This window comes from Azospirillum thermophilum (assembly GCF_003130795.1).
In the GTDB taxonomy this organism is placed as follows: domain Bacteria; phylum Pseudomonadota; class Alphaproteobacteria; order Azospirillales; family Azospirillaceae; genus Azospirillum; species Azospirillum thermophilum.
Window position 1 is genome coordinate 42,098 of record NZ_CP029354.1, and the last position, 20,858, is coordinate 62,955.

12 protein-coding genes and 1 pseudogene are annotated in these 20,858 nt (G+C 70.0%); 2 read left to right on the top strand and 11 right to left on the bottom strand.

Annotated elements, in window-relative coordinates; genetic code table 11:
• The 7 genes and pseudogenes from sucD to DEW08_RS31280 form a co-directional block, all read right to left on the bottom strand.
• Positions 1–876 (bottom strand): succinate--CoA ligase subunit alpha, encoded by an 876-nt coding sequence (sucD, locus tag DEW08_RS18505; RefSeq protein WP_109330056.1) that lies wholly within the window; start codon positions 874–876, stop codon positions 1–3.
• A gap of 1 nt (position 877) precedes the next feature.
• On the bottom strand, positions 878–2,074 hold the full coding sequence (sucC, locus tag DEW08_RS18510) for an ADP-forming succinate--CoA ligase subunit beta (protein ID WP_109330058.1): 1,197 nt from the start codon (positions 2,072–2,074) through the stop codon (positions 878–880).
• Positions 2,075–2,301: 227 nt separating this feature from the next.
• Positions 2,302–3,081, bottom strand: a complete 780-nt coding sequence (locus DEW08_RS18515; RefSeq protein WP_109330060.1) for an SDR family oxidoreductase — start codon at positions 3,079–3,081, stop codon at positions 2,302–2,304.
• Positions 3,082–3,203: 122 nt separating this feature from the next.
• Positions 3,204–3,365, bottom strand: a complete 162-nt coding sequence (locus tag DEW08_RS32640) for a hypothetical protein (protein WP_245986810.1) — start codon at positions 3,363–3,365, stop codon at positions 3,204–3,206.
• A 147-nt stretch (positions 3,366–3,512) separates the two neighbouring features.
• Positions 3,513–5,263, bottom strand: a pseudogene (locus DEW08_RS18520) (TRAP transporter permease); the annotation flags it as partial.
• Between the two features lie 122 nt (positions 5,264–5,385).
• Positions 5,386–6,372 (bottom strand): TAXI family TRAP transporter solute-binding subunit, encoded by a 987-nt coding sequence (locus DEW08_RS18525; RefSeq protein ID WP_245986737.1) that lies wholly within the window; start codon positions 6,370–6,372, stop codon positions 5,386–5,388.
• A 215-nt stretch (positions 6,373–6,587) separates the two neighbouring features.
• Positions 6,588–6,755: a hypothetical protein gene (locus DEW08_RS31280; RefSeq protein WP_168220423.1), complete on the bottom strand. Its 168-nt coding sequence runs from the start codon at positions 6,753–6,755 to the stop codon at positions 6,588–6,590.
• 170 nt (positions 6,756–6,925) lie between these two features.
• On the opposite strand from DEW08_RS31280, the gene DEW08_RS18530 reads away from it, so the two are divergent.
• Positions 6,926–7,294: a hypothetical protein gene (locus DEW08_RS18530; RefSeq protein ID WP_109330064.1), complete on the top strand. Its 369-nt coding sequence runs from the start codon at positions 6,926–6,928 to the stop codon at positions 7,292–7,294.
• Between the two features lie 27 nt (positions 7,295–7,321).
• Here DEW08_RS18530 and DEW08_RS18535 read toward each other — a convergent pair whose 3' ends face one another.
• Together DEW08_RS18535 and DEW08_RS18540 are read right to left on the bottom strand one after the other, a co-directional pair.
• A complete protein-coding gene (locus DEW08_RS18535) occupies positions 7,322–8,398 on the bottom strand; it encodes a TackOD1 domain-containing metal-binding protein (protein WP_109330066.1) in 1,077 nt (358 codons plus the stop codon).
• Between the two features lie 47 nt (positions 8,399–8,445).
• On the bottom strand, positions 8,446–9,642 hold the full coding sequence (locus DEW08_RS18540; protein ID WP_109330068.1) for an HlyD family secretion protein: 1,197 nt from the start codon (positions 9,640–9,642) through the stop codon (positions 8,446–8,448).
• Positions 9,643–9,872: 230 nt separating this feature from the next.
• Here DEW08_RS18540 and DEW08_RS18545 point away from each other — a divergent pair, with 230 nt between their 5' ends.
• Positions 9,873–11,021: an NAD-dependent epimerase/dehydratase family protein gene (locus DEW08_RS18545; RefSeq protein WP_109330070.1), complete on the top strand. Its 1,149-nt coding sequence runs from the start codon at positions 9,873–9,875 to the stop codon at positions 11,019–11,021.
• Between the two features lie 24 nt (positions 11,022–11,045).
• Here the strand turns inward: DEW08_RS18545 and DEW08_RS18550 are convergent, their stop codons facing one another.
• Both DEW08_RS18550 and DEW08_RS18555 read right to left on the bottom strand, forming a co-directional pair.
• On the bottom strand, positions 11,046–12,491 hold the full coding sequence (locus DEW08_RS18550) for an efflux transporter outer membrane subunit (protein WP_109330072.1): 1,446 nt from the start codon (positions 12,489–12,491) through the stop codon (positions 11,046–11,048).
• 21 nt (positions 12,492–12,512) lie between these two features.
• Positions 12,513–20,852 (bottom strand): Ig-like domain-containing protein, encoded by an 8,340-nt coding sequence (locus tag DEW08_RS18555; RefSeq protein ID WP_168220424.1) that lies wholly within the window; start codon positions 20,850–20,852, stop codon positions 12,513–12,515.
• Positions 20,853–20,858: the final 6 nt, after the last annotated feature.

A 20,858-nucleotide genomic window follows, 5' to 3' on the forward strand; every position in this document is an offset into this window, starting at 1 on the left:
TCAGCCCTTGAAGATCTTGAGCATGGTTGATCCGAGGGAGGCGGGGCTGTCGGCGACGGTGATGCCTGCGGACTTCATGAACTCGATCTTGAAGTCTGCGGTGTCGTTGCCGCCGGAGATGACCGCGCCGGCATGGCCCATGCGGCGTCCCGGAGGGGCGGTGCGGCCGGCGATGAAGCCGACCACCGGCTTGGTGGTCTTGGAGTCCTTGATGAACTCCGCCCCCTTCACCTCGGCGTCGCCGCCGATCTCGCCGATCATGATGATCCCCTCGGTCTCCGGGTCCTTCAGGAACAGCTCCAGGCTGTCCACGAAGTTGGTCCCGTTCACCGGGTCGCCGCCGATGCCGATGCAGGTCGTCTGGCCCAGACCCGCCGCCGTCGTCTGCGCCACCGCCTCGTAGGTCAGCGTGCCCGAGCGCGACACGATGCCGATCCGGCCCCGCTTGTGGATGTGCCCCGGCATGATGCCGATCTTGCACTCGTCCGGCGTGATGATGCCCGGGCAGTTCGGACCGATCAGCCGCGTCTTCGAGCCGTTCAGCGCCCGCTTCACCCGCACCATGTCGAGCACCGGGATGCCCTCGGTGATGCACACCACCAGCGGGATCTCCGCGTCGATCGCCTCCAGGATGGCGTCCGCCGCAAAGGGCGGCGGCACGTAGATCACGCTGGCGTTCGCCCCGGTCTTCTCGACCGCGTCGGCCACCGTGTCGAACACCGGAAGGTCGAGGTGCTTGGTGCCGCCCTTGCCCGGCGTCACGCCGCCGACCATCTTCGTGCCGTAGGCGATCGCCTGCTCGGAATGGAAGGTGCCCTGCGCGCCGGTGAAGCCCTGGCAGATCACCTTGGTGTTCTTGTCGACGAGAACAGCCATCTCACGCGGCCTCCTTCACGGCCTTCACCACCTTCTCGGCGGCATCGGCGAGGTTGTCGGCCGACAGGATCGGCAGACCGGACTCGGCAAGGATCTTCTTGCCCAGATCGACGTTGGTGCCCTCCAGACGCACCACCAGCGGAACATGCAGCCGCACCTCGCGCGCCGCCGCCACCACGCCCTCCGCGATCACGTCGCAGCGCATGATGCCGCCGAAGATGTTGACCAGGATGCCCTCGACGTTGGGGTCGGACAGGATCAGCTTGAACGCCGCCGTCACCCGCTCCTTGGTGGCGCCGCCGCCGACGTCCAGGAAGTTGGCCGGCTCGCCGCCGTAGAGCTTGATGATGTCCATGGTCGCCATCGCCAGGCCGGCGCCGTTGACCATGCAGCCGATGTTGCCGTCCAGCTTGACGTAGTTGAGGCTGTGCTTGGCCGCCTCGATCTCCGCCGGGTCCTCCTCGGCCTCGTCGCGCAGCTCCTCGACGTCCTTGTGGCGGAACAGCGCGTTGTCGTCGAAGCTCATCTTGGCGTCGAGCGCCAGGATGTCGCCGCCGCCGGTGACGATCAGCGGGTTGATCTCGACGATCGAGCAGTCGAGCTCGATGAAGGCCTGGTAGGCGGCGGTGATGAAGCGGGCGGCCGCGCCGATCTGCTTGCCCTCCAGCCCGAGCGCGAAGGCGATCTTGCGGGTGTGGTAGCCCTGGATGCCGGTGGCCGGGTCGATGGCGACCTTGACGATCTTGTCGGGCGTGTTGTGGGCGACCTCCTCGATCTCCATGCCGCCCTCGGTCGAGGCGATCACGGTGACGCGGCCCGACGCGCGGTCGACCAGAAGGCCGAGATAAAGCTCGCGCTTGATGTCGGCCCCTTCCTCGACGTAGAGGCGCTTGACCTCGCGGCCATCGGCGCCGGTCTGCTTGGTCACCAGCACGTGGCCCAGCATCTCGGCGGCGTTCTTGCCGACCTCCTCGATCGACTTGACGACGCGCACGCCGCCCTTGCCCTCGGGATTGTCCTTGAAGCGCCCGGCCCCGCGGCCCCCGGCGTGGATCTGCGACTTCACGACCCACACAGGGCCGCCAAGCTCGCGCGCCACCGTCTCCGCCTCCTGCGGCGTGTACGCAACACCGCCGCGCGGAACCGCGACCCCGTACTTCTTCAATAGGCCCTTGGCCTGGTACTCATGGATATTCATCGGATCGATCGCCCTTCCTGGCCGTGGCGGGGACGGGGCGGTGGCGCCCGGTCATGGGCGCAATTCTTCGCAAAATTCACAGCGATGCAACGGTATCGTGGTGAAAAACTTGCGGAGCTGCGAAGAAATTCACAACATGACCGGCGGATTTGCAAATTCCCGCGAAGCCACCGGGCCGGGCGGGACGGCGGCAAGCGCCGCCCGCCGCGCCGGAAAGCCTGCGACCGTCAGCCCTTCCGGAAGATCTGGAAGGGCGAGAAGCTCTGCGACACCGGCATCATCTCGATGGTGTTGATGTTGACGCGCGGCGGCAGGCTGGCGATCCAGAAGATGGTCTCGGCGATGTCCTCGGCGGTCAGCGGATCGGCGCCGGCATAGACCGCCGCCGCCTTGTCCCTGTCGCCGCCGAAGCGGACTTCCGAGAATTCGGTGCCGCCGCACATGCCGGGCTCGACACAGCTCACGCGGACACCGGTGCCGTGCAGGTCGCTGCGCAGGTTCAGGCTGAACTGGTGGACGAAGGCCTTGGTCGCGCCGTAGACGTTGCCGCCGGGATAGGGGTAGGTGCCGGCCACCGAGCCCAGATTCACCACATGGCCGCGGCCCCGCTCCACCATGCCCGGCAGCAGCAGGCGCGTGATCGTCACCAGACCCTTGCAGTTGGTGTCGATCATCTGCTCCCACTCGTCGAGGCTCGTGCGGTGGGCGGGCTCCAGCCCCAGCGCGAGGCCGGCGTTGTTGACCAGGCAGTCGACCGCGGCGAAATCGGCCGGCAGGCCGGCGATGGCCGCCTCGGTCGCCGCCCGGTCGCGGACGTCCAGCGCCAGCGGCAGCAGGCGGTCGCCCAGTTCCCCGGCCAGCGCCTCCAGCCGGTCGAGACGGCGGGCGGTGGCGACGACGCGCGACCCGGCGGCGGCGAAGCGGCGCGCGATGGCGGCCCCGAAACCGGCACTGGCTCCGGTGACGAGGACGGTCTGCGGCACGACGGTTTGGGCGGCGGTGGTCATGAGGCGACTCCCGGACTGGCGGTTCGTTGGGAGTCGAAGATGTAGCAGGGATCCCGGAGCCGCCCAACCGGGGCGACGTCCGGGATGTCCGCATGGCAGGGCTACCGGTCAGGCAGCCGCCTTCAGGCCGGCACCGCGGATTGCCCGCGGGCGGAGAACTGCCGGATGAGGACCGGGACGATCAGCGCCAGCCCGACCAGCGTCGAGTAGAGTTCCGGGGCGATCAGCAGGGCGCTGGCAAGCACGAGGAGAACCCGCTCCCACCCCTGGGTCCGGGTCAGCATCCAGCCGGACAACGCCGCTCCCAGGCAGGTGATGCCGATGATGCAGCCGAGGAAGGCGACGATGAAGTCCGGCCAGGTGAAGCCCGGCGCCACCAGCAGCAGCGACGGCGAGAAGACGAAGACGAAGGGCACCAGCGCCTTGCCCAGGCCGAGCCGGAACGCCGTGTTGCCCGTCTTGAAGGGATCGGCCCCCGCCATGCCCGCCGCCGCGTAGGCCGCCAGCGCCACCGGCGGGGTGATGTCGGCCAGCACGCCGTAATAGAAGACGAAGAAGTGCGACACCAGCGGCGCCACCCCAGCAGGCCCAGCGCCGGTGCCGCGATGGTCGCCATGATGATGTAGTTGGCGGTGGTCGGGATGCCGCAGCCCATCAGGATGCAGACGATGCCGGTCATCACCAGGGTGAACAGCAGCGTCAGCCCCTGCTGGCCGAACCAGCCGTCCGGCAGGACCGTCAGCAGGAAGCCGGCGATCTGCGTCGCGGTGGAGGTGACGATGAAGGACAGCTTGAAGCCGACGCCGGTCAGGGTGACGACGCCGACGATGATGCCGACCGTCGCCGCCGCGGTACCGACCGCCAGGGCGTATTTGGCGCCGTCGCGCAGCCCCTCGAACAGCTCGGTCACCGACATGCGCTTGCGCGGGTTCAGCAGACCGACCGCGATGCACAGCGTGATGCCCCAGAAGGCGGCGAGATAGGGCGTGTAGCCGGCGACCAGGATGCCGATCAGCGCGATCAGCGGGATCACCGTCGGCCAGTCGCGGCGGAAGGCGTCGCGCAGATCCGGCATCTCGTGCGGCTCCAGGCCGCGCAGGCCGTTGCGCTTGGCCTCGAAATGCACCTGTACCAGCACGCCGAAGAAATGCATGAAGGCCGGGACGATGGCCGCCACGATGATCGTCGTGTAGGGCAGGTTGAGGAACTCGATCATCAGGAAGGCGGCGGCCCCCATGATCGGCGGCGTGATCTGCCCGCCGGTGGAGGCGGTGGACTCGACCGCGGCGGCGAAGTGCCGCTTGTAGCCCAGCCGGATCATCGCCGGGATGGTCAGCGAGCCCACCGTCACCGTGTTGGCGACCGAGGAACCCGAGATCATGCCGAACAGGGCGGAGCCGAAGATCGCCACCTTGGCCGGCCCGCCGGCGAACCGCCCCGCCACCCAGGCCGCGCAGTCGAGGAAGAGCTGCCCCAGACCGATGCGCGTGGCGAAGACGCCGAACAGGACGAAGTGGAAGACGTAGGTCGCCACCACGCCCAGCGCGATGCCGTACACGCCCTGCGTCGTCAGGTAGAGATGGTCGATCAACTGGGAGACGGAGGCGCCGGGGTGAACCAGGATGCCCGGCATCGACGGCCCGTAGAGGGCGTAGAGCATGAACAGGATCGCGATGATCGGCAGCGGCCAGCCGACCGACCGCCGCGTCCCTTCCAGCAGCACGATGATCAGCAGCCCGCCCAGCAGCACGTCCCACATGTTCGGGTTGCCGACGCGGAAGGCGAGGTCGTCCAGCGGGATCAGCGGCACATGCAGCACCGCCGCGACCGCGCCGATGGCGAGCAGCCAGTCGGGCAGCGGGATGCCCAGCGGCCGGAACCAGGAGGGTGTCGCCGGCTGGTCATAGCCGTGGCGCGAGAAGGGGAAGACCAGGAAGACCAGGCCCAGGACGAAGGACAGGTGGATCCCGCGGTGCGTCATCTCGGACAGCAGCCCGAAACCGGCCGTGTAGTAATGGAAGAGGGACAGAACGACCAGCAGGGTACCCACCAGCCGGCCGGCGAGCGGCGCCAGCGGACGGAAGCGGATCTCGGAGTCGAACTTCTCTTCCAGCTCCCGGGCCTTGGCCTCGTCGAGTTCCATGGGTGAGGCGGGCCGTTGCGGGCGAGGCGCGTCGGTCATCGATGCTCCAATGGAAAATGCCGCCGCGGTCGAGGACCGGCAGGCGGCGAGACGATCAAAACGGACGAAACCACAAGGGGGCGGCCGCAGGGGCCGCCCCGGTCGGGGACTTGCCCCGGGCGTTACTTCAGCACGCCCTTTTCACGATAGAACTTCTCGGCGCCCGGATGCAGCGGGATGCCGATGCCGGCGGTCGCCGTTTCCAGGCGGATCATCTTGCCCTTGGCGTGGCCGGCGTCGAGCTTCGCACGGTTCGGCTCGGCCCACAGCGCCTTGACGATGTTGTAGATCATCTCGTCGGGCTGCTTGGCGCTGGTGACGAGCTGGGCGTTGACGGAGATGGTCTTGGTCTCCGGCACGTCCTTGTAGGCGCCGGCCGGCACCGTGTCCTTGGCGAAGAAGCTGTACTGGGACAGCATCTTGTCGGCCTCCGGCCCCTCGATCGGCACCAGCGAGATGCCGTGGGAGGTCGCCAGCTCCGAAATCGCGCCGGTCGGATAGCCGCCGACGAAGAAATAGGCGTCGAGCGCGCCGTCGCGCAGCCGGTCGCCCGCCGGGCCCGGCTTCAGATACTCGGCCTTCACGTCCTGCTCGGACAGGCCGTAGGCCGCCAGGACGATGCGCGCGTCGACCAGCGTGCCCGAGCCCGGCTCGTCCATCGACACCCGCTTGCCCTTCAGGTCGCGCACCGACTTGATGCCGGAATCCTTGCGGGCGACGAGGTGGATCGTCTCCGGATAGAGGGTGGCGATGGCGCGCAGCGCCTCGACCTTGCCCTTGCCCTCGAACAGGCCGGTGCCGGTATAGGCCCAGTAGGCGACATCCGACTGGGTGAATCCGGCTTCGGCCGAACCGCTGTTGATGGCGTTGATGTTCGCCACCGACCCGTTGGACGCGACCGCCGTCGCCACCAGACCCGGGACGCCGCCGCTGTTGCCGGAGATCAGGTTGGCGATCAGCCCGCCGACCGGATAGTAAGTACCGGCCGTGCCGCCGGTGCCGATGCGGAAGAAGGCCGGGGCCTGCGCCACCGCGACGGTCGCACCGAGCGCCACCGCTCCCAGAACCGCCCCGATGGCCATGCGCCGCGTAATCTTCGTGAAGCTCACAGCTCCCCCTTTTTTCTGTCAGACCTAGATCATGACGGTGGTACGACCAGTTGTCGATATTCCTGTAGGAATGGTCGACCATCCGGCATGTCTACAAAGGGCGGCCATGTAACCCGTCGCACCGGCCGGTGCAACGGGAATGGCGAGGGGAGTGATGGGATGCCCCGACCGCTCCGACCGGCTTACGCCGGCCAGAACCGCCGGGGGCCGGTCATTTACTGATAACCGCCTTCCTCCGCACGTTGTTTTGCTGCGTCTTCCTGCGTCTTTTGGTCAATTTTCGTACCCGCCGGTGTTTCTCCGGGCTGCGGAGAGCGGGACTGGCTCTTCGATTGGTCGGGCTTCTCGGCGGGCTTCCGGTCGTCGGTGGTCCGGTCGGTCATGGCGGGTCTCCCGGTCGGGGTGGTGGGATGGGGTGTTGTGTCCTCACCAACACAGGTTCGGGTCGGTTGGTTGCCGTGAACGAAACGGGATCGTGAATCCGCTTGCGAATCGAACAAACTGCGAACAAGCTTCCCGGCAGGCGAACGAGCCGCAGTCTGAGGAGGCGACGATGATCTTCAACGGACCGAATCGGGTGATCCGTCTCAGCCAGTGGGCATGGCTGCATGTCGGCGCCAGCCGCCGGCTGATCGGCTGGGAGTCCGAGCAGGGGCGCTGGGTCGCCAGCGAACCGCTCTCGTCCGTGGCGTCCAGCCGGCCGATGCAGCCGCCGGGCTGGGTGGTGACGGCGGACGGCGCCCAGATCATGCTGAGCAACCCCGGCGTCCCGACCGACGAATCGGCACTGGAGGCGATCCTGGAGACGCTGGACCGGCTGCGCTACGACCCGCGCGCCGGGATCGCGGCCAGTGCCGCCATCACCATCGTGCCCTGGCTGCCGACAACCGCGACGGTGCTGGAGACGCGGCGCATCGCCTGACCACAGCGGCCGCGGTGGTTGCGGCCGTCACGGTTCGGGGTTCGCCTCGCCGAGCGCGCGGGCGATCTCGGCCTCCATGGCGCTGTCGCTGGTGATGGCGATCCGGATAGCGACGACCTGCACGTCGTCGATCGCGGCGATCCGCTCGGCCAGGCGGTGGCGCACCACCTCGCCGCCCTCCTGGTCGGTCGCCGGCAGCTTGACGAGGATGCCGTCGTCGTCGAATCGTCCCATCTGGTCGACGTTGCGCAGGGTCTCGTTCACCACGTCGATGACGCGGGCTTCGCAGGCCTCCCGCAACACGCCGGACCGGTAGGCCAGCCGCAGCCCGATCAGCGTGAAGGGGATGTGGTAGCGGGCGTTCAGCCGCACGTCGTCGCGCAGCAGCTTCAGGAAGACGCTGCGGCGGTAGAGCGCCGAACCGGGCTCGACGATCCGCTCGTCCTCCTCGTCGAACAGACGGCCGGCCTTGGCCGCCGACTGGCCGAGCGCCGTCAGGCGGAAGCCCCAGATGTCGAGCTGCGGAAGCTGCTCGACCGGCGTCTTCTGGCCGCAGCGGAAGCAGGCGGCCTCCACCGCCGGCTCGTCGAAGGTGATGCTGCAGCTCCGGCAGCGCACCTGTTCGCCGACGATCTCGTGGTCGGTGCCGAGGTTGCGCATGGTATGGCCGCATTTCGGACACTCGCGCCCATTGCCGCGGCTTTCGAAATCGCCGATCGGCGCCACGTAGCCGCAGCGGAAATGATGCAGGACCGGCAGGCTCTCCAGGTTGGAGGAAGCGCATTCCACGCACACCTCGCGCAGGTTCAGCAGATGGCTGCCGCAGCCGGGACAGCGGTGGACGCGGTCGAAATGCTCGCGGTGAAGGTAGTCGTTGGCCGCGAGATACTCCATGTCCGCGGTCAGCAGTTCCTGCGCGCGGGCCGGCAGGCCGGGCCAATAGACGAAACCGGTCAGCGACTCGAGCGCCCAGCTCGGCATGATCTGGCCGCCGCGGTAGAGGATCAGCAGCAGCAACGCCAGCCGCCGCTCCCGCGGCCGGCGGGCGGCAAGACCGTTCAGGAACTCGATCTCGGACTTCGGGTCGGCGGTGCGGGCGTCCATCGGGAAACCGTGAGCTGGAAAACCGTTGGGAAGGAGGAGACGGCCGGTCAGAAAACGTTCAGGACGGAGATCGGGATGGGCAGGTTCGGATACATCCGGAACAGCACGTCCACCCGCTCGTTATGGCGCAGGCTGACGACCCGTCCGCCCGGGGCGGGCGGAAACGTCAGGCGCACCGGCGCATATTGCTGCCATTCCTGGCCCTGCCAGAAATAGCGCTTCAGCTTGCCGGGCAGGCGGCCGACCTGGACGGGCAGGGCGGAGACGGTGGCGGGCAGCGGCTCCGACCCGGTGGCGAGGAAGACCAGCGCCTCCATCCCCTTGACGATGCGGTGCATATCGGCGGCGGGGACATAGGCCAGCACGGTCGGCGTCTCCTCTCCCTGCACCTCCATGATCGGCTCGCCGGCGGTCACCACCTCGCCGGGCTTGCGGTCGCACATGGTGACGGTGCCGGCGATCTCCGCCTTCAGCTCATGCTGTCCGCTGATGGTCAGCAGCTTGCCGAGCTCGGTCAGGCGGGCCTGCAGCCCGGCGATCTGCTCCTGCAGCTCCAGCCGGGTGCGCTCCGCCTCGGCCGAGCGGCTGCGCACCGTCGCCTCGCTCGCCGCCTCGGCCGAGATGGCCTTGACGTAGTTGTTGTCGACGTCGAGCCACTCGTTCAGCGTGACCTGCCTGCTGCGCCACAGCGGCTCCATCGTCGCACGCAGGACCTGCACGTTCTCCCGCACCTTGACCATGGCGCGATGCTCGTGGCCGGCGGCCGTCACCTGCTCCTCGGCGGCGGTGACGCGGGCATTGTAGGCCTGGCGAAGCTGGTTCAGCTCCGCCTCGACCCGCGCATGCTCGGTACGGTACTGCTGCACCATGATCTCGTTGCGCACGACCGCCAGCACCGACCCGGCGGCCACCGGGCTGTCGCAGGTCGCGGCGGTGGAGACGATCTGCGACGGAAACGCGGCGGCGACCCTCACCACGCGGGCGTCCACCGCGCCGAGCGCCATCACGCGCAGCTCCGTCATCAGCGCGACCCAGCCGACGAACAGCCCGAGCAGCACCAGGAACAGCCAGCGGCGCACCCAGCCGAAGACCGGAACCAGGATCGGGCGCAGCCGGCCGGTCACCGGCTCCAGCCGGTCGAACAGCCTCCCGGCCAGCGACGGCGGAGCCGCCGCCGGGGGACGGTGCTGCATCATGCCCTGCTGGCGGACCGACAGACCGGTGCCGCGGCGGCGAATCTTCACGACCGTCCGTCCTCCAGACCAGGACCTGAAACCGGAGCGGGAATTTCCAGACCTGCATGCGCCATCAAGTCACAGCCCTTACCAATCATTAACCGTTCCGTCACTATTTGTCGCAACCTATCTTTATTATCCATTAGCCAGTTACGACTACAAAGGTTTCAAAGTCGTTATTTCCGCGTCTCTTGTCGGACCGGGTCCGCATTTGGAAAGCTTACGGGTGGTGGTGGGTCATGAATGTGCTGATTCTGGGGGGTGACGGGTATCTCGGCTGGCCGACGGCGATGCATCTGGCGGCGGCCGGCCATCGGGTGCATGTGGTCGACAACTACCTGCGCCGCCGTCTGGCGCTCGAGACGCGGTCGGAGGCGCTGATCCCCACCCCGGACCTGAACGACCGGGCGGAGACCTTCCGGCGCCTGACCGGCACCGCCACCGGCGTCAGCATCTTCGACGTCACCGACGCCGCCCGCCTGTCCGCCTTGGTGGAGCGTTTCAAGCCCGACGCGCTCGTGCATTATGCCGAGCAACCGTCCGCCCCCTATTCGATGATGGGGCAGGACGAGGCGCGGCTGACGCTGGAGAACAACATCCGCTCCACCTTCAACGTCGCCTGGGCGGTGATGACCCACGCGCCCGCCTGCCACATCGTGAAGCTGGGCACCATGGGCGAGTACGGCACGCCCGACATCGACATCGAGGAGGGCTTCCTCACCGTCGAGCACAAGGGACGCTCCGACACCTTCCTCTATCCCCGCGCCGCCGGATCGCTCTACCACACGTCCAAGATCATGGACACCGACCTGCTGTGGTTCTACAGCCGCCTCTACGGGCTGACGGTGACCGACCTGATGCAGGGCCCGGTCTATGGCCTGTCCACCATCCAGGCCGACCTGGACCCGGCGCTGGTGCCCAACTTCCACTACGACGACATCTTCGGCACGGTGATCAACCGCTTCCTCGTGCAGTCGGCCTGCGGCATCCCGCTGACCGTCTACGGCAAGGGGGGCCAGACCCGCGGCTACATCAACATCCGCGATACGCTGCGCTGCATCGAGCTGGCGGTGACCAACCCGCCGGCACGCGGGGAGATGCGCATCTTCAACCAGTTCACCGAGCTCTTCTCGATCCTGGAGATCGCCGACCGCGTCCGCGCCGCAGCGACGCTGCTGGGGCTGACGGTCGAGGTTCAGTCGGTTCCCAATCCGCGCAAGGAGAAGGAGCGGCACCGTTACGTCGCCCATGCCGACAGCCTGCTGAAGCTGGGGCTGGAGCCGCACCGGATGACGGAAGAGGCGCTGGCGGGCATGCTGGAGCGGGTCCTGCAACATCGTCACCTCATCGACACCCGCAGGATCATGCCGCGCGTGCGCTGGTCGTAACGGCGTGCCGCGGCGGCGGCCGGGTCAGCCCGTCACGTCCAGGGCCGACCAGCCGCCGCCCAGCGCCTTGTAGAGCGCGATCAGATGCGTCATGGACGCCACCTCGCTCGCCAGCAGAAGCTCGACATTCTCGCTGTAGGTCCGTTGCGCCACCACGACATGCAGGATGTCCTTCACCCCGCGGTCGTGCAGGTCGCGCGCCATGTGGAAGGCCTTGCGCGACTGCTCCACCGCACGCTCCAGCTCGCGGCGCCGGATCTGCTCCTGCGCATAGGTGACGAGGCTGCTTTCGACCTCCTCCAGGGCGGTCAGGACGGCCTGCCGGTGGTTGGCCAGCGCCTCGTCCGCGCGGGCACCGGCCGCGGCGACCTGCGCCTCCAGCCGGCCATGCTCGAACAGCGGCACCAGGAGCGCCGCCCCCAGGCCCCAGACCCCGCTGCTCGCCAGGAACAGGTCGGTGAAGCGGCCGGCGCGTGAGGTGAGGCTGCCGGTCAGCGAGACGCGCGGATAGAGGTCGGCCGTCGCCACGCCGACCTCCGCGGTGGCGGCGCGCAGCTCCTGCTCCGTCCGGCGCAGGTCGGGGCGGCGGGCCAGCAGGTCCGCGGGCAGGCCGACCGGTACGACGTCCGGGGCGGCCGGCGCGGGCGCCGCCTTCAGCAGCCGGTCGAGCAGGGCCGTCGGGTTGTCGCCGGTCAGCACGGAGATGCGGTGCGCCGCCGACTGGATCTGGGCGCGGATGGCCGGGACGGCCGCCCGGTTGCGCTGCAGCGGCGATTCCACCGTCGCCACGTCATACTCCAGCGCCAGCCCGGAGCGGAACTTGGCCTTCGTCCGCTCCAGCGCCTGCTGCTGCAGGACCATCGTCTCCTCGACCAGCGCGAGCCGGCGCTGGGCGCCGCGCAGCTCGACGTAATTGCGGGCCACCTCGGCGACGACGGACAGCAGGACGCCGCGCGCCTCATCCACCGAGGCCTCGTAGCGGGCGGAGGCGGCCTCCACCCCCCGCTGGTTGGCGCCGAACAGGTCGAGCTCCCATTTGGCGTCGAAGCCTGCGGCGATCAGGCCGCGCGCCTTGTCCCGCGTGATGGAGGACGAGGACGGGACGCTGCGCCCGGCCTCGGCATGGCGGCCGGCGATGCCGGCATCCACGCTCAGGCCGCCCTTGCCGTCGGCCACGTCGTAGAGTGCGCGCGCCTCGCGGATGCGGGCCTTGGCGGCGGCGATCTTCTGGTTGCCGGCGGCGGCCTTCGTCACCAGCTCCGACAGCAGCGGGTCGCCCAGCATGTCCCACCAGGCGCGGTCGGGCGTCTCCGCGGTGAAGGACACGGCCTGCTGGTCCGGCGCCTTTTCCCCGAAACGCTGCGTGACCGGGGCGTCCGGCTTCCTGTAGTCGGGACCGGCCGCGCACCCCGCGACCGCCGCGGCACACAACGCCGCGGCGACGATCCCTGCTGTCGATGCCCGTTTCACCGCACGGTCCTATGCCGTTCCTCAGATGACGAACATAGCATCCGTCAGTTGCCGGGCCGTCAAGCCCGAGAGCAGGAGCTGCTGGTCCTCGGCCAGATTTATCACCACGCCGTCGGTCGTGTCCTGGGCCAGCGCCTTCACCGCCGCCACGCCGGCGAAGTGGAACTCGCTGAGGTCGATGCGGTCCTGCACCGTCGCCATGTCCTGGATACGGTCGTAGCCGTCGCCGCGCCGGATGACGTAGGTGTCGGCACCGGTGCCGCCGGTGAAGGTGTCGTTGCCGGCCCCGCCGATCATCAGGTCGTTGCCGTCGCCGCCGTAGAAGACGTCGTCGCCGCCGCCGCCCTCCAGCGTGTCGGCCCCGTCCTGGCCCCACAGCGTGTCGTTGCCCTCGCCGCCGAACAGCAGGTCGTTGCCGAGATTGCCGTTCAGCACGTCGTTGCCCAGCTCGCCGAAGAGGGTGTCGTTGCCGTCGCCGCCATAGAGGGCGTCGTTGCCGTCCTCGCCATGGGCGATGTCGTCGCCGCCGCCGAGCCCGATGCGGTCGTCGCCGCTGCCGCCCCACACCACGTCGACACGGCCGCCGCCGGCCCCGCCGTTGTCGCCCTGATAGTCGTCGTTGCCGCCGCCCAGCCAGACGTCGGCGCGGCTGTAGGTACCGTTCATCCGCACCACGTCGGCCTTGTCGCCGGCCGTCTCGGTCTCGCCGTCGCCATAGACGAGGAAGGACAGCAGCGGGTCGGTGCTGGTCAGCGTGATGGTGTCGAGCCCGTCGCCGCCATAGACCCGCCGGGCATCGAACACCCCGCCGTTGCCGGTGTAGGTCAGGGTGAAGACGTCGTTGCCGGCCTCGCCGTTTGCCACCATGGCGCCGTCGGAATCGGTCATCACGTCGACGCCGGCCCCGCCGTAGATCTCGTCGAACAGGCCGAGCCCGCCGTCGATGGTGTCGTTGCCGGCCTCGCCGTAGAGCTTGTCGGTGCCGTCGCCGCCCAGCAGGCTGTCCTTGCCGCCGCCGCCATAGACGGTGTCGTCGCCGGTGCCGCCGTCCACGATGTCGTTGCCGCCGCCGGTCTTGACCAGATCGTTGCCGCTGCCGGCATGGACCTCGTCCACCCGGCCGGTGGTGGCGTCGGTCATGTCGGCGATGTAGCTGTCGTTGCCGCCGCCCAGCCGGACCTTGGCAGAGGCGTAGACCCCGGTCAGAGTCACCGTGTCGATGTTGTCGCCGGTCTCGTCCGTCATGTCGTCGCCGTCGATGGCGAACTGCAGGTCGGCGTCGGCGCTGGTCACCGTGATGGTGTCGATGCCGTCGCCGCCCGAGATGATGCGGACGAGATCGGGCCGCCCGCCGTCGTCGGCATAGGTCAGGGTCAGCTTGTCCGTGCCGGTGCCGCCATAGACCTCCGCGGCGCCGTCGGCGTCGGTGATCTCGTCGTTGGCCGCGCCACCGTCCAGCTTGTCGAACAGGCCGAGCCCGCCGTCGATGGTATCGGCCCCGGCATCGCCGGTAATGGTATCGTTGCCCTCGCCGCCGACCAGCAGATCGTTGTTGTTCTCGCCATAGAGGACGTCGTCGCCCGACCCGCCGTAGAGCGTGTCGTTGCCGTCGAAGCCGCGCAGCGTGTCGTTGCCCTCGTCCCCGTAGAGCACGTCGTCGCCGCCGTTGCCGTAGAGGTCGTCCAGCCCCGTCCCGCCGTAGAGCGTGTCGTTGCCGAAGCCGCCGTAGAGCTTGTCGTTGCCGTCGTCGCCCCACAGGATGTCGTCACCGCCGCCGGTGCTGATGCGGTCGTCGCCGCTGCCGCCATGCACCCGGTCCACCAGCAGCGTCGTGTTGGCGCTGCCGCCCGTGTTGTCCCCCTGGTAGACGTCGTTGCCGCCGCCGAGCCAGACATCGACCGAGGCATAGGTGCCGCTGACCGTGATGGAGTCCGCCCCGTCGGTCGCCGCTTCCGCCACGCCGTCGCCGTAGATGGACAGGCGCAGGTCGGACAGCGTGCCGGTCAGCGTCAGGGTGTCGGCGCCGGCACCGCCGGTCAGGATGCGCTGAACCGTGGAGTCGCCGACGGGCACCTTGTAGTCGATGACCATGGTGTCGTCGCCGCTGCCGCCGTCGGCCAGCGCGGTGCCGTCGCCGTCGCGCAGCACGTCGTTGCCGGCCCCGCCGGTCAGCGTGTCGCCGCCGCCCGAGCCGCCGGACAGGCTGTCGTCGCCGTCGCCGCCGTCGAGGTCGTCGTCCCCGCCGCCACCCGCAATGGTGTCGTTGCCCAGCCCGCCATGGACGGTGTCGGCGCTGCGGTTGTCGATGGTGACCAGATCGTCGCCGGCCCCGGCATCGATCACACCGGCCACCGACACCCCGGCCAGCGCGGTCAGCAGGATGGCATCGTTGCCCGCTCCGCTGGCGACGCGCACCGTCCCGGCGGCCCCGCTGCCCGCGACCGCCGCACCGGCGCTGGTGAACTCGATCCGGTCGTTGCCGGAGCCGGTGTTGACGGTCCCCGACAGTCCGTCACGGACGGTGACCGAGGAGTCGCCGCCGTCGGCCATGTCGATGTCGCTGCTGACGAACTTCTGCGTGGTGACGCTGGCGCCGCCCTGGCTCGCGACATGGACGTTGCGGACGGTGCCGAAGCCCTTGTCGGCGGTGACCGTCGGATTGTCGGCGGCGTCGCGCACCACCGACACCGTGCTGTCGGCCGCGACACCGGCGATGTCCATGGTGGTGCCGTCGACGGTCCGCCGGGTGGACGGACCGGCATAGGACAGGACATAGCCGTCGCTGCGGTCCTGCGCGCCCGATGCATCGACCGCGTTGCTGACCACGATGCGGTTGGGGCCGTCCACCACCGCCACATGCAGCGCCGCCGCCGTCGCCGCGGTGGAGCCGTCGCTTTCACGCGCGGTGGCGGTCACGGACAGCTCGAAGCTGCCGGCCTGTCCGGCCGGCGGCGTCAGGGTCAGGCCGGCGAGCTGCTGCTGGCTCAGCGTCCAGCTTCCATCGGCATTGCGGGTGCCGGCCGACAGGCTCGCCCCGGCGGGAAGGCCGGCGACGGTGACAGACAGGCTCTCCGACCCGTCGAGGTCGGCGAGCGCGGCCGCGATGTCGAGCGCCACCGGCTCGTTCACGCCGCCCGTCGCCGCCGTGACGGCCAGCGTCGGGGCGTCGGCCACCGGGGTCACGGTGACCGGCAGCGGCGCGGTGACCGTGGCCTGCGTCCCGTCGGGCAGCGGCGAGGAGACGGAGACCGTCAGTTCCAGCGCACCGCTGTAGTTCGGCGGCGCCACCAACGCCAGCGCGCCCAGGTCCCAGCCCGTCAGGTCGGCGGGCGTCAGCCCGTCGGCGGTCAGGCTGTGTACGCCGTCCGACAGCCGCGCCCCGGCCGGCAGGCCGGCGACGGTGACGAAGACCGGCAGGTCCGTGCCCTCCGGCGGCGCCGCCGTGATGGCCAGCGCGATCGCCGCATCCTCCGCCCCCGTCGCAGGCGCGACGGCGAGGATCGGATCGTCCGGCACCGGCGCCACCGCGACGGTCAGCGTCGCGGCCGGCGTGGTGGCGGTCTTGCCGTCGCTCTCGCGGCTGGTGGCGGTGACGGACAGGGTGAGGTCGCCGTTGAAGTCGCGCGGCGGGGTCACCGTCAGGCCGGCGAGGTCGCTGGCCTGCACCGTCCAGCTTCCGTCCTCGTTGCGCGTGCCGGCCGACAGCACGGCCTCGGCCGGCAGGCCGGCGATGGTGACCGACAGCGTCTCCGACCCGTCGGTGTCGGTAAGCGCCGCCGCGACGTCGAGCGCGATGGCGGTATCCTCGTCGCCCGCGGCATCCCGCACCGACAGCGTCGGCAGGTCGGCGACCGGGGTCACGGTGACGGTGAGCGCGGCGGTCGCGATGACGCTGCCGCCGCCCTGCTCGGTCGCGGTGGCGGTCACGCCGAGCGCGATGTCGCCGCTGAAGTTCGCGGGTGGAGTGAGGGTCAACCCGTCGAGCTGGACCGCCGTCAGGGTCCAGGTGCCGTCGGCGTTCTTCGTACCGGCCGACAGGCTGGCGTCCGCGGGAACCCCGGTGATGGTGACGGTCAGGCTCTCCGACCCGTCGGTATCAGCCAGGGCGGCGGAGAGGTCGAGGGGGATCGCCGAATCCTCGGCGCCGCTCGTGTCCGCCGCGGCCAGGACCGGTGCGTCGGCGACCGGCGTGACGGTCACCGCCAGCTCCGCCCTGCGGGTGGCCCGGCTGTCGCCGTCCGCCGCGGTGGCCGCGACGGTCAGGGCCAGGGTGCCGCTGTAGTCGGCGGGCGGCGCCAGGCTCAGCCCCTCGAGGTCGGCCGGCCGCAGGCTCCAGCTTCCGTCCGGATTGCGGGTGCCGGCGGACAGGGAGGCGCCCTCCGGCAGGCCGGCGACGGTGATCGACAGCGTCTCCGACCCGTCGAGGTCGGTCAGCGCGGCACGGATGTCGAGCGCGATGGCGCCGTCCTCCGCACCCGTCGCCGCCGTGACGGCAAGGTCGGGCGTGTCGGCGGCCCCAGCCACCGAGACGGTCATCGTGCCGCTGCGCGCCGTCGTGGCGCCATCCGATTCGGTGGCGGTGGCGGTCACGGCAAGGACGAGGTCGCCGCTGAAGTCCCTCGGCGGCGTGACGGTGACCGTCGCCGCCTCGGCCGCCGTCAGCAGCCACACGCCGTCGGGACCGCGGCTGCCGGCGGACAGCGTCGCTCCCTCCGGCAGGCCGGCGATGGCGACGGTCAGGCTCTCCGACCCGTCGGTGTCGATCAGCGAGGCGTCGATGCCAAGCGCGATGGGCTGGTCCTCCGCCCCGGTCACGTCGGACAGGGCGAGCAGCGGCGCGTCGGCGACCGGCGTCACGATGACCGCCATCACGGCGGCGGTGCTGGCCGTGGAGCCATCGGCCTCGCGGCTCGTCGCCGTCACCGACAGCGTCAGTTCACCGCTGAAGTTCGCCGGAGGCGTCAGCGTCAGGCCGTCGAGCTGTCCGGCGGTCAGCGTCCAGCTACCGTCCGCGTTGCGCGTGCCGGCCGACAGCGTGGCGCCGTCCGGCACGCCGTCGATGCTGATCGACAGCGTCTCCGATCCGTCGGCATCGCTCAAGGCGGCCGACAGATCCAGCGCGACGGCGCTGTCCTCGTTGCCGGTCGCGTCCCGCGCCGACAGGTCCGGCGCGTCGGCAACCGCCGCGACCGAAACGGCAAGGGTTGCGCTGGTCGTCGCCGTGGCGCCGTTCGTCTCGGTGCTGGTCGCGGAAACGGAGAGCGCCAGCGTGCCGCTGAAGTCCTTGGGCGGCGTCAGCGTCAGGTCGGTGAGGTCGGCCTCCGCCAGCGTCCAGGTGCCATCCGCGTTGCGCGTGCCGGCCGACAGGCTCGCTCCGTCCGGCACGCCGGCGATCGTGACCGACAGGCTTTCAGAGCCGTCGAGGTCGCCAAGCGCCGCGGTGATGTCCAGCGCGACCGCCCGATCCTCGCTGCCCGCGGCGTCTTCCACCGCCAGCGCCGGCGCGTCGGCGACCGGGGTCACGGTGACGGTCAGCACGGCGCTGGTGGTCGCGGTGTCGCCGCGCCACTCGGTGGAGACGGCATTGACGGTCAGAACGATCTTGCCGCTGAAATCCTTGGGCGGAACGAGGGTCAGGCCGTCGAGGTCGGCCGGGCCCAGCGTCCAGGTGCCGTCGGCGTTGCGGGAGCCGGCCGACAGGCTCGCCCCCTCCGGCACGCCGGCGACGGTGAAGGACAGGGTTTCCGAATCGTCCAGGTCTGTGAGCGCGCCGGAAATGTCGAGCGCCACCGCATGGTCCTCGGCACCCGTCGCATCGGCCACGGCAAGGGTGGGGGCGTCGGTGACCGGCGTGATGGCGAAGGTCAGCGACTCCGCCCGTACGGACTGGGCGCCGTTGCTCTCGGTGCTGATCGCGGTCACCGTCATGGTGATCTCGCCGCTGAAGTCCTTCGGCGGCGTGAAGGCGAGGTCGCGGAGCTGCTCCGGCGTGATGCTCCAGGTGCCGTCCGGATTCTTCACGCCCTTGTTGAAGACGACGCCGTCCGGCACGTCGGAGATGGTCAGCGACAGGCTCTCCGACCCGTCGAGGTCGGTCAGGCCGGCCGCGATGGTCAACGGGATCAGCGTGTCCTCGGTCCCCGTCGCATCGGCGACCGACAGGGTCGGCATGTCGGCCAGCGGAGCGACGGACACCGCCATCCCGGCGGTCACGCTGCGGCTGTCGCCGCCGCGGTCGGTGCTGGTCGCCGTCACCGTCAGCGCGATGTCGCCGGACCAGCCGTCGGCCGGCGTCAGGGTCAGCCCGTCGAGATCGGCCGCGGTCAGCGTCCAGGTGCCGTCGGCATTGCGCGTTCCGGCGGACAGGCTGGCGCCCTGCGGCACGCCGGCAAGGGTGACGCTCAGGCTCTCGGAGCCGTCGGCGTCGCCGACCGCGGCCCGGATGTCGAGCGCGATCGCCTCGTCCTCGCCGCCGTCGGTGTCCGTCACGGCAAGCGTCGGTGCGTCGGCCACCCCGGCGATGGACAGGGCGAGCGTGCCGGAGGTCGAGGCGCGGTCGCCGGTCCTCTCGGTGCTGGTGGCGGTGACGGTCAGGGTGAGGTCGCCGCTGAAATCCTTCGGCGGAGTCAGGGTCAGCCCGGCCAGATCATCGCGGGACAGGCTCCAGGTGCCGTCCGGATTGCGGTTGCCGGCGGACAGGCTGGCCCCGGCGGGCAGGCCGGCGAGGGTCAGCGACAACGTCTCGGACCCGTCCGTGTCGGTCAGCGCCGCCCGGAGATCGAGCGCGATGGCGCTGTCCTCCCGCCCGGTCACGTCATGCACGTCGAGCAGGGGAGCGTCGGCGACGGCGGTCACCGTCACGGTCGCGGCGGCGGATGCGGAGGCCGTCGCACCACCGTTCGACTCGGTCGAGGTGGCGGTGACGGACAGGGCGATGCTGCCGCTGAAGCCGGCCGGCGGAACCAGCTTCAGGCCGGGGAGATCGTTCGCCGACAGCGTCCAGGTCCCGTCCGCGTTGCGCGTGCCGGCCGACAGGCTGGCCCCGCCCGGCAGGCCGCCGACGGTGAGCGACAGACGCTCCGACCCGTCGGTGTCGGTCAGCGCCGCGGCCAGGTCGAGCGCGATCGCCTGGTCCTCCAGCCCGGCGGCCGGCTGGACGGCGAGCATCGGGGTGGAGGCGGTGGCGTCGACCGACATCGGGGTGGCGGTGACCGACCGCAGCAGGAAGTCGCTGTTGTTGCCGGAGCGGCCCGCGCCGTCGTTCAGGGGGGCGAGGGCGACCGATCCGATGGCGCCGCCGAACTGGCTGGCGGTCAGCGTGACGCTGGCGAGGCCGTTGATCGTCCCCGTCACCTCGACGGTGCCCAGCACCTGTCCGCCGGTGCCGAAGACGACGACCTGCGCCCGCTCCACATAGCCGCTGTCGTAGGGACCGCGGTCGGCGCCGGCGATGGCCGGATCGTCCTTGCCGTCGAACAGGGCGGAAAGCTGGATGGTGACCGACTGCATCGGCCGTTCGAAGGACAGGGCCATCAGCTCCGTCGTGGCGGAGGTGCCGCCGCTGATGGTGTCGATCTCGCCGCCGTCGATGCCGTTGCCGGAATTGACGCCGAGGCCGGAATACCGGTAGCTGCCCTGGATCGAGCCGTCGGTCGTGTTGGCGCCGGTGATCGAGAAGCTGACCGTCTTGGTGCCGAGCGCCGTCTGCTGCCAGGAGGCGGGGTTCCCCGCCTCGCCGACCAGCGCGCGGACGAAGACGCCCTGCTCGGCCCATTGCGACACCACGGCGGCGGTGTTGGCGTTGCTGTCCGGGGTGGTGACGCTGACGGTCGCCGGGACCGGCTCCGCACCGCCGCCCGTACCGCCACCCGTACCGCCACCAAGCAGGCCCAGGTCGAAGACCTTGTCGTCGACCGTGACGCGCAGATCCTCCCACCCCGCCGCCTTCAGGCCGAGGGCGGAGAAGGTGCCGATATGGTCATAGTCGCTGCCCCGGGTCTCGCCCTTGTGGTCGGCGATGAAGGCCTTCAGCGCCAGCAGGTCGGCGACGATCTTCGGGTCCTTGAGCTGGGCCGAGGACAGGCGGATCTCCAGCGTGTCGTTGCCCTGGCCGCCGAAATAGAAGTCCCAGCCCTTGGTGTCGGTGCGCAGGTCGTGGATGCCCAGGTCGTTGCCCGCCCCGCCATCGACCCAGTCGTTGCCGGCACCGCCGTTCAGCGTGTCGTTGCCCGCCCCGCCGAACAGCAGGTCGCCGCCGGTGCCTCCGGTCAGTTTGCTGGACGCGGCGCCATCCACAAGCGCGCGCGGGGCGTCGGTCCCGGCCCCACCACCTTTTCCCGGATTGCTCTTGCTGGTCGACACGGCTGC

Coding starts and splice junctions, on each gene's coding strand:
- DEW08_RS18530 (WP_109330064.1), top strand. CDS start 6,926: ATGATCTTCAACGGACCGAATCGGGTGATCCGTCTCAGCCAGTGGGCA.
- DEW08_RS32640 (WP_245986810.1), bottom strand. CDS start 3,365: ATGCTGACCCGGACCCAGGGGTGGGAGCGGGTTCTCCTCGTGCTTGCC.
- DEW08_RS18535 (WP_109330066.1), bottom strand. CDS start 8,398: ATGGACGCCCGCACCGCCGACCCGAAGTCCGAGATCGAGTTCCTGAAC.
- DEW08_RS18515 (WP_109330060.1), bottom strand. CDS start 3,081: ATGACCACCGCCGCCCAAACCGTCGTGCCGCAGACCGTCCTCGTCACC.
- DEW08_RS31280 (WP_168220423.1), bottom strand. CDS start 6,755: ATGACCGACCGGACCACCGACGACCGGAAGCCCGCCGAGAAGCCCGAC.
- sucC (WP_109330058.1), bottom strand. CDS start 2,074: ATGAATATCCATGAGTACCAGGCCAAGGGCCTATTGAAGAAGTACGGG.
- sucD (WP_109330056.1), bottom strand. CDS start 876: ATGGCTGTTCTCGTCGACAAGAACACCAAGGTGATCTGCCAGGGCTTC.
- DEW08_RS18545 (WP_109330070.1), top strand. CDS start 9,873: ATGAATGTGCTGATTCTGGGGGGTGACGGGTATCTCGGCTGGCCGACG.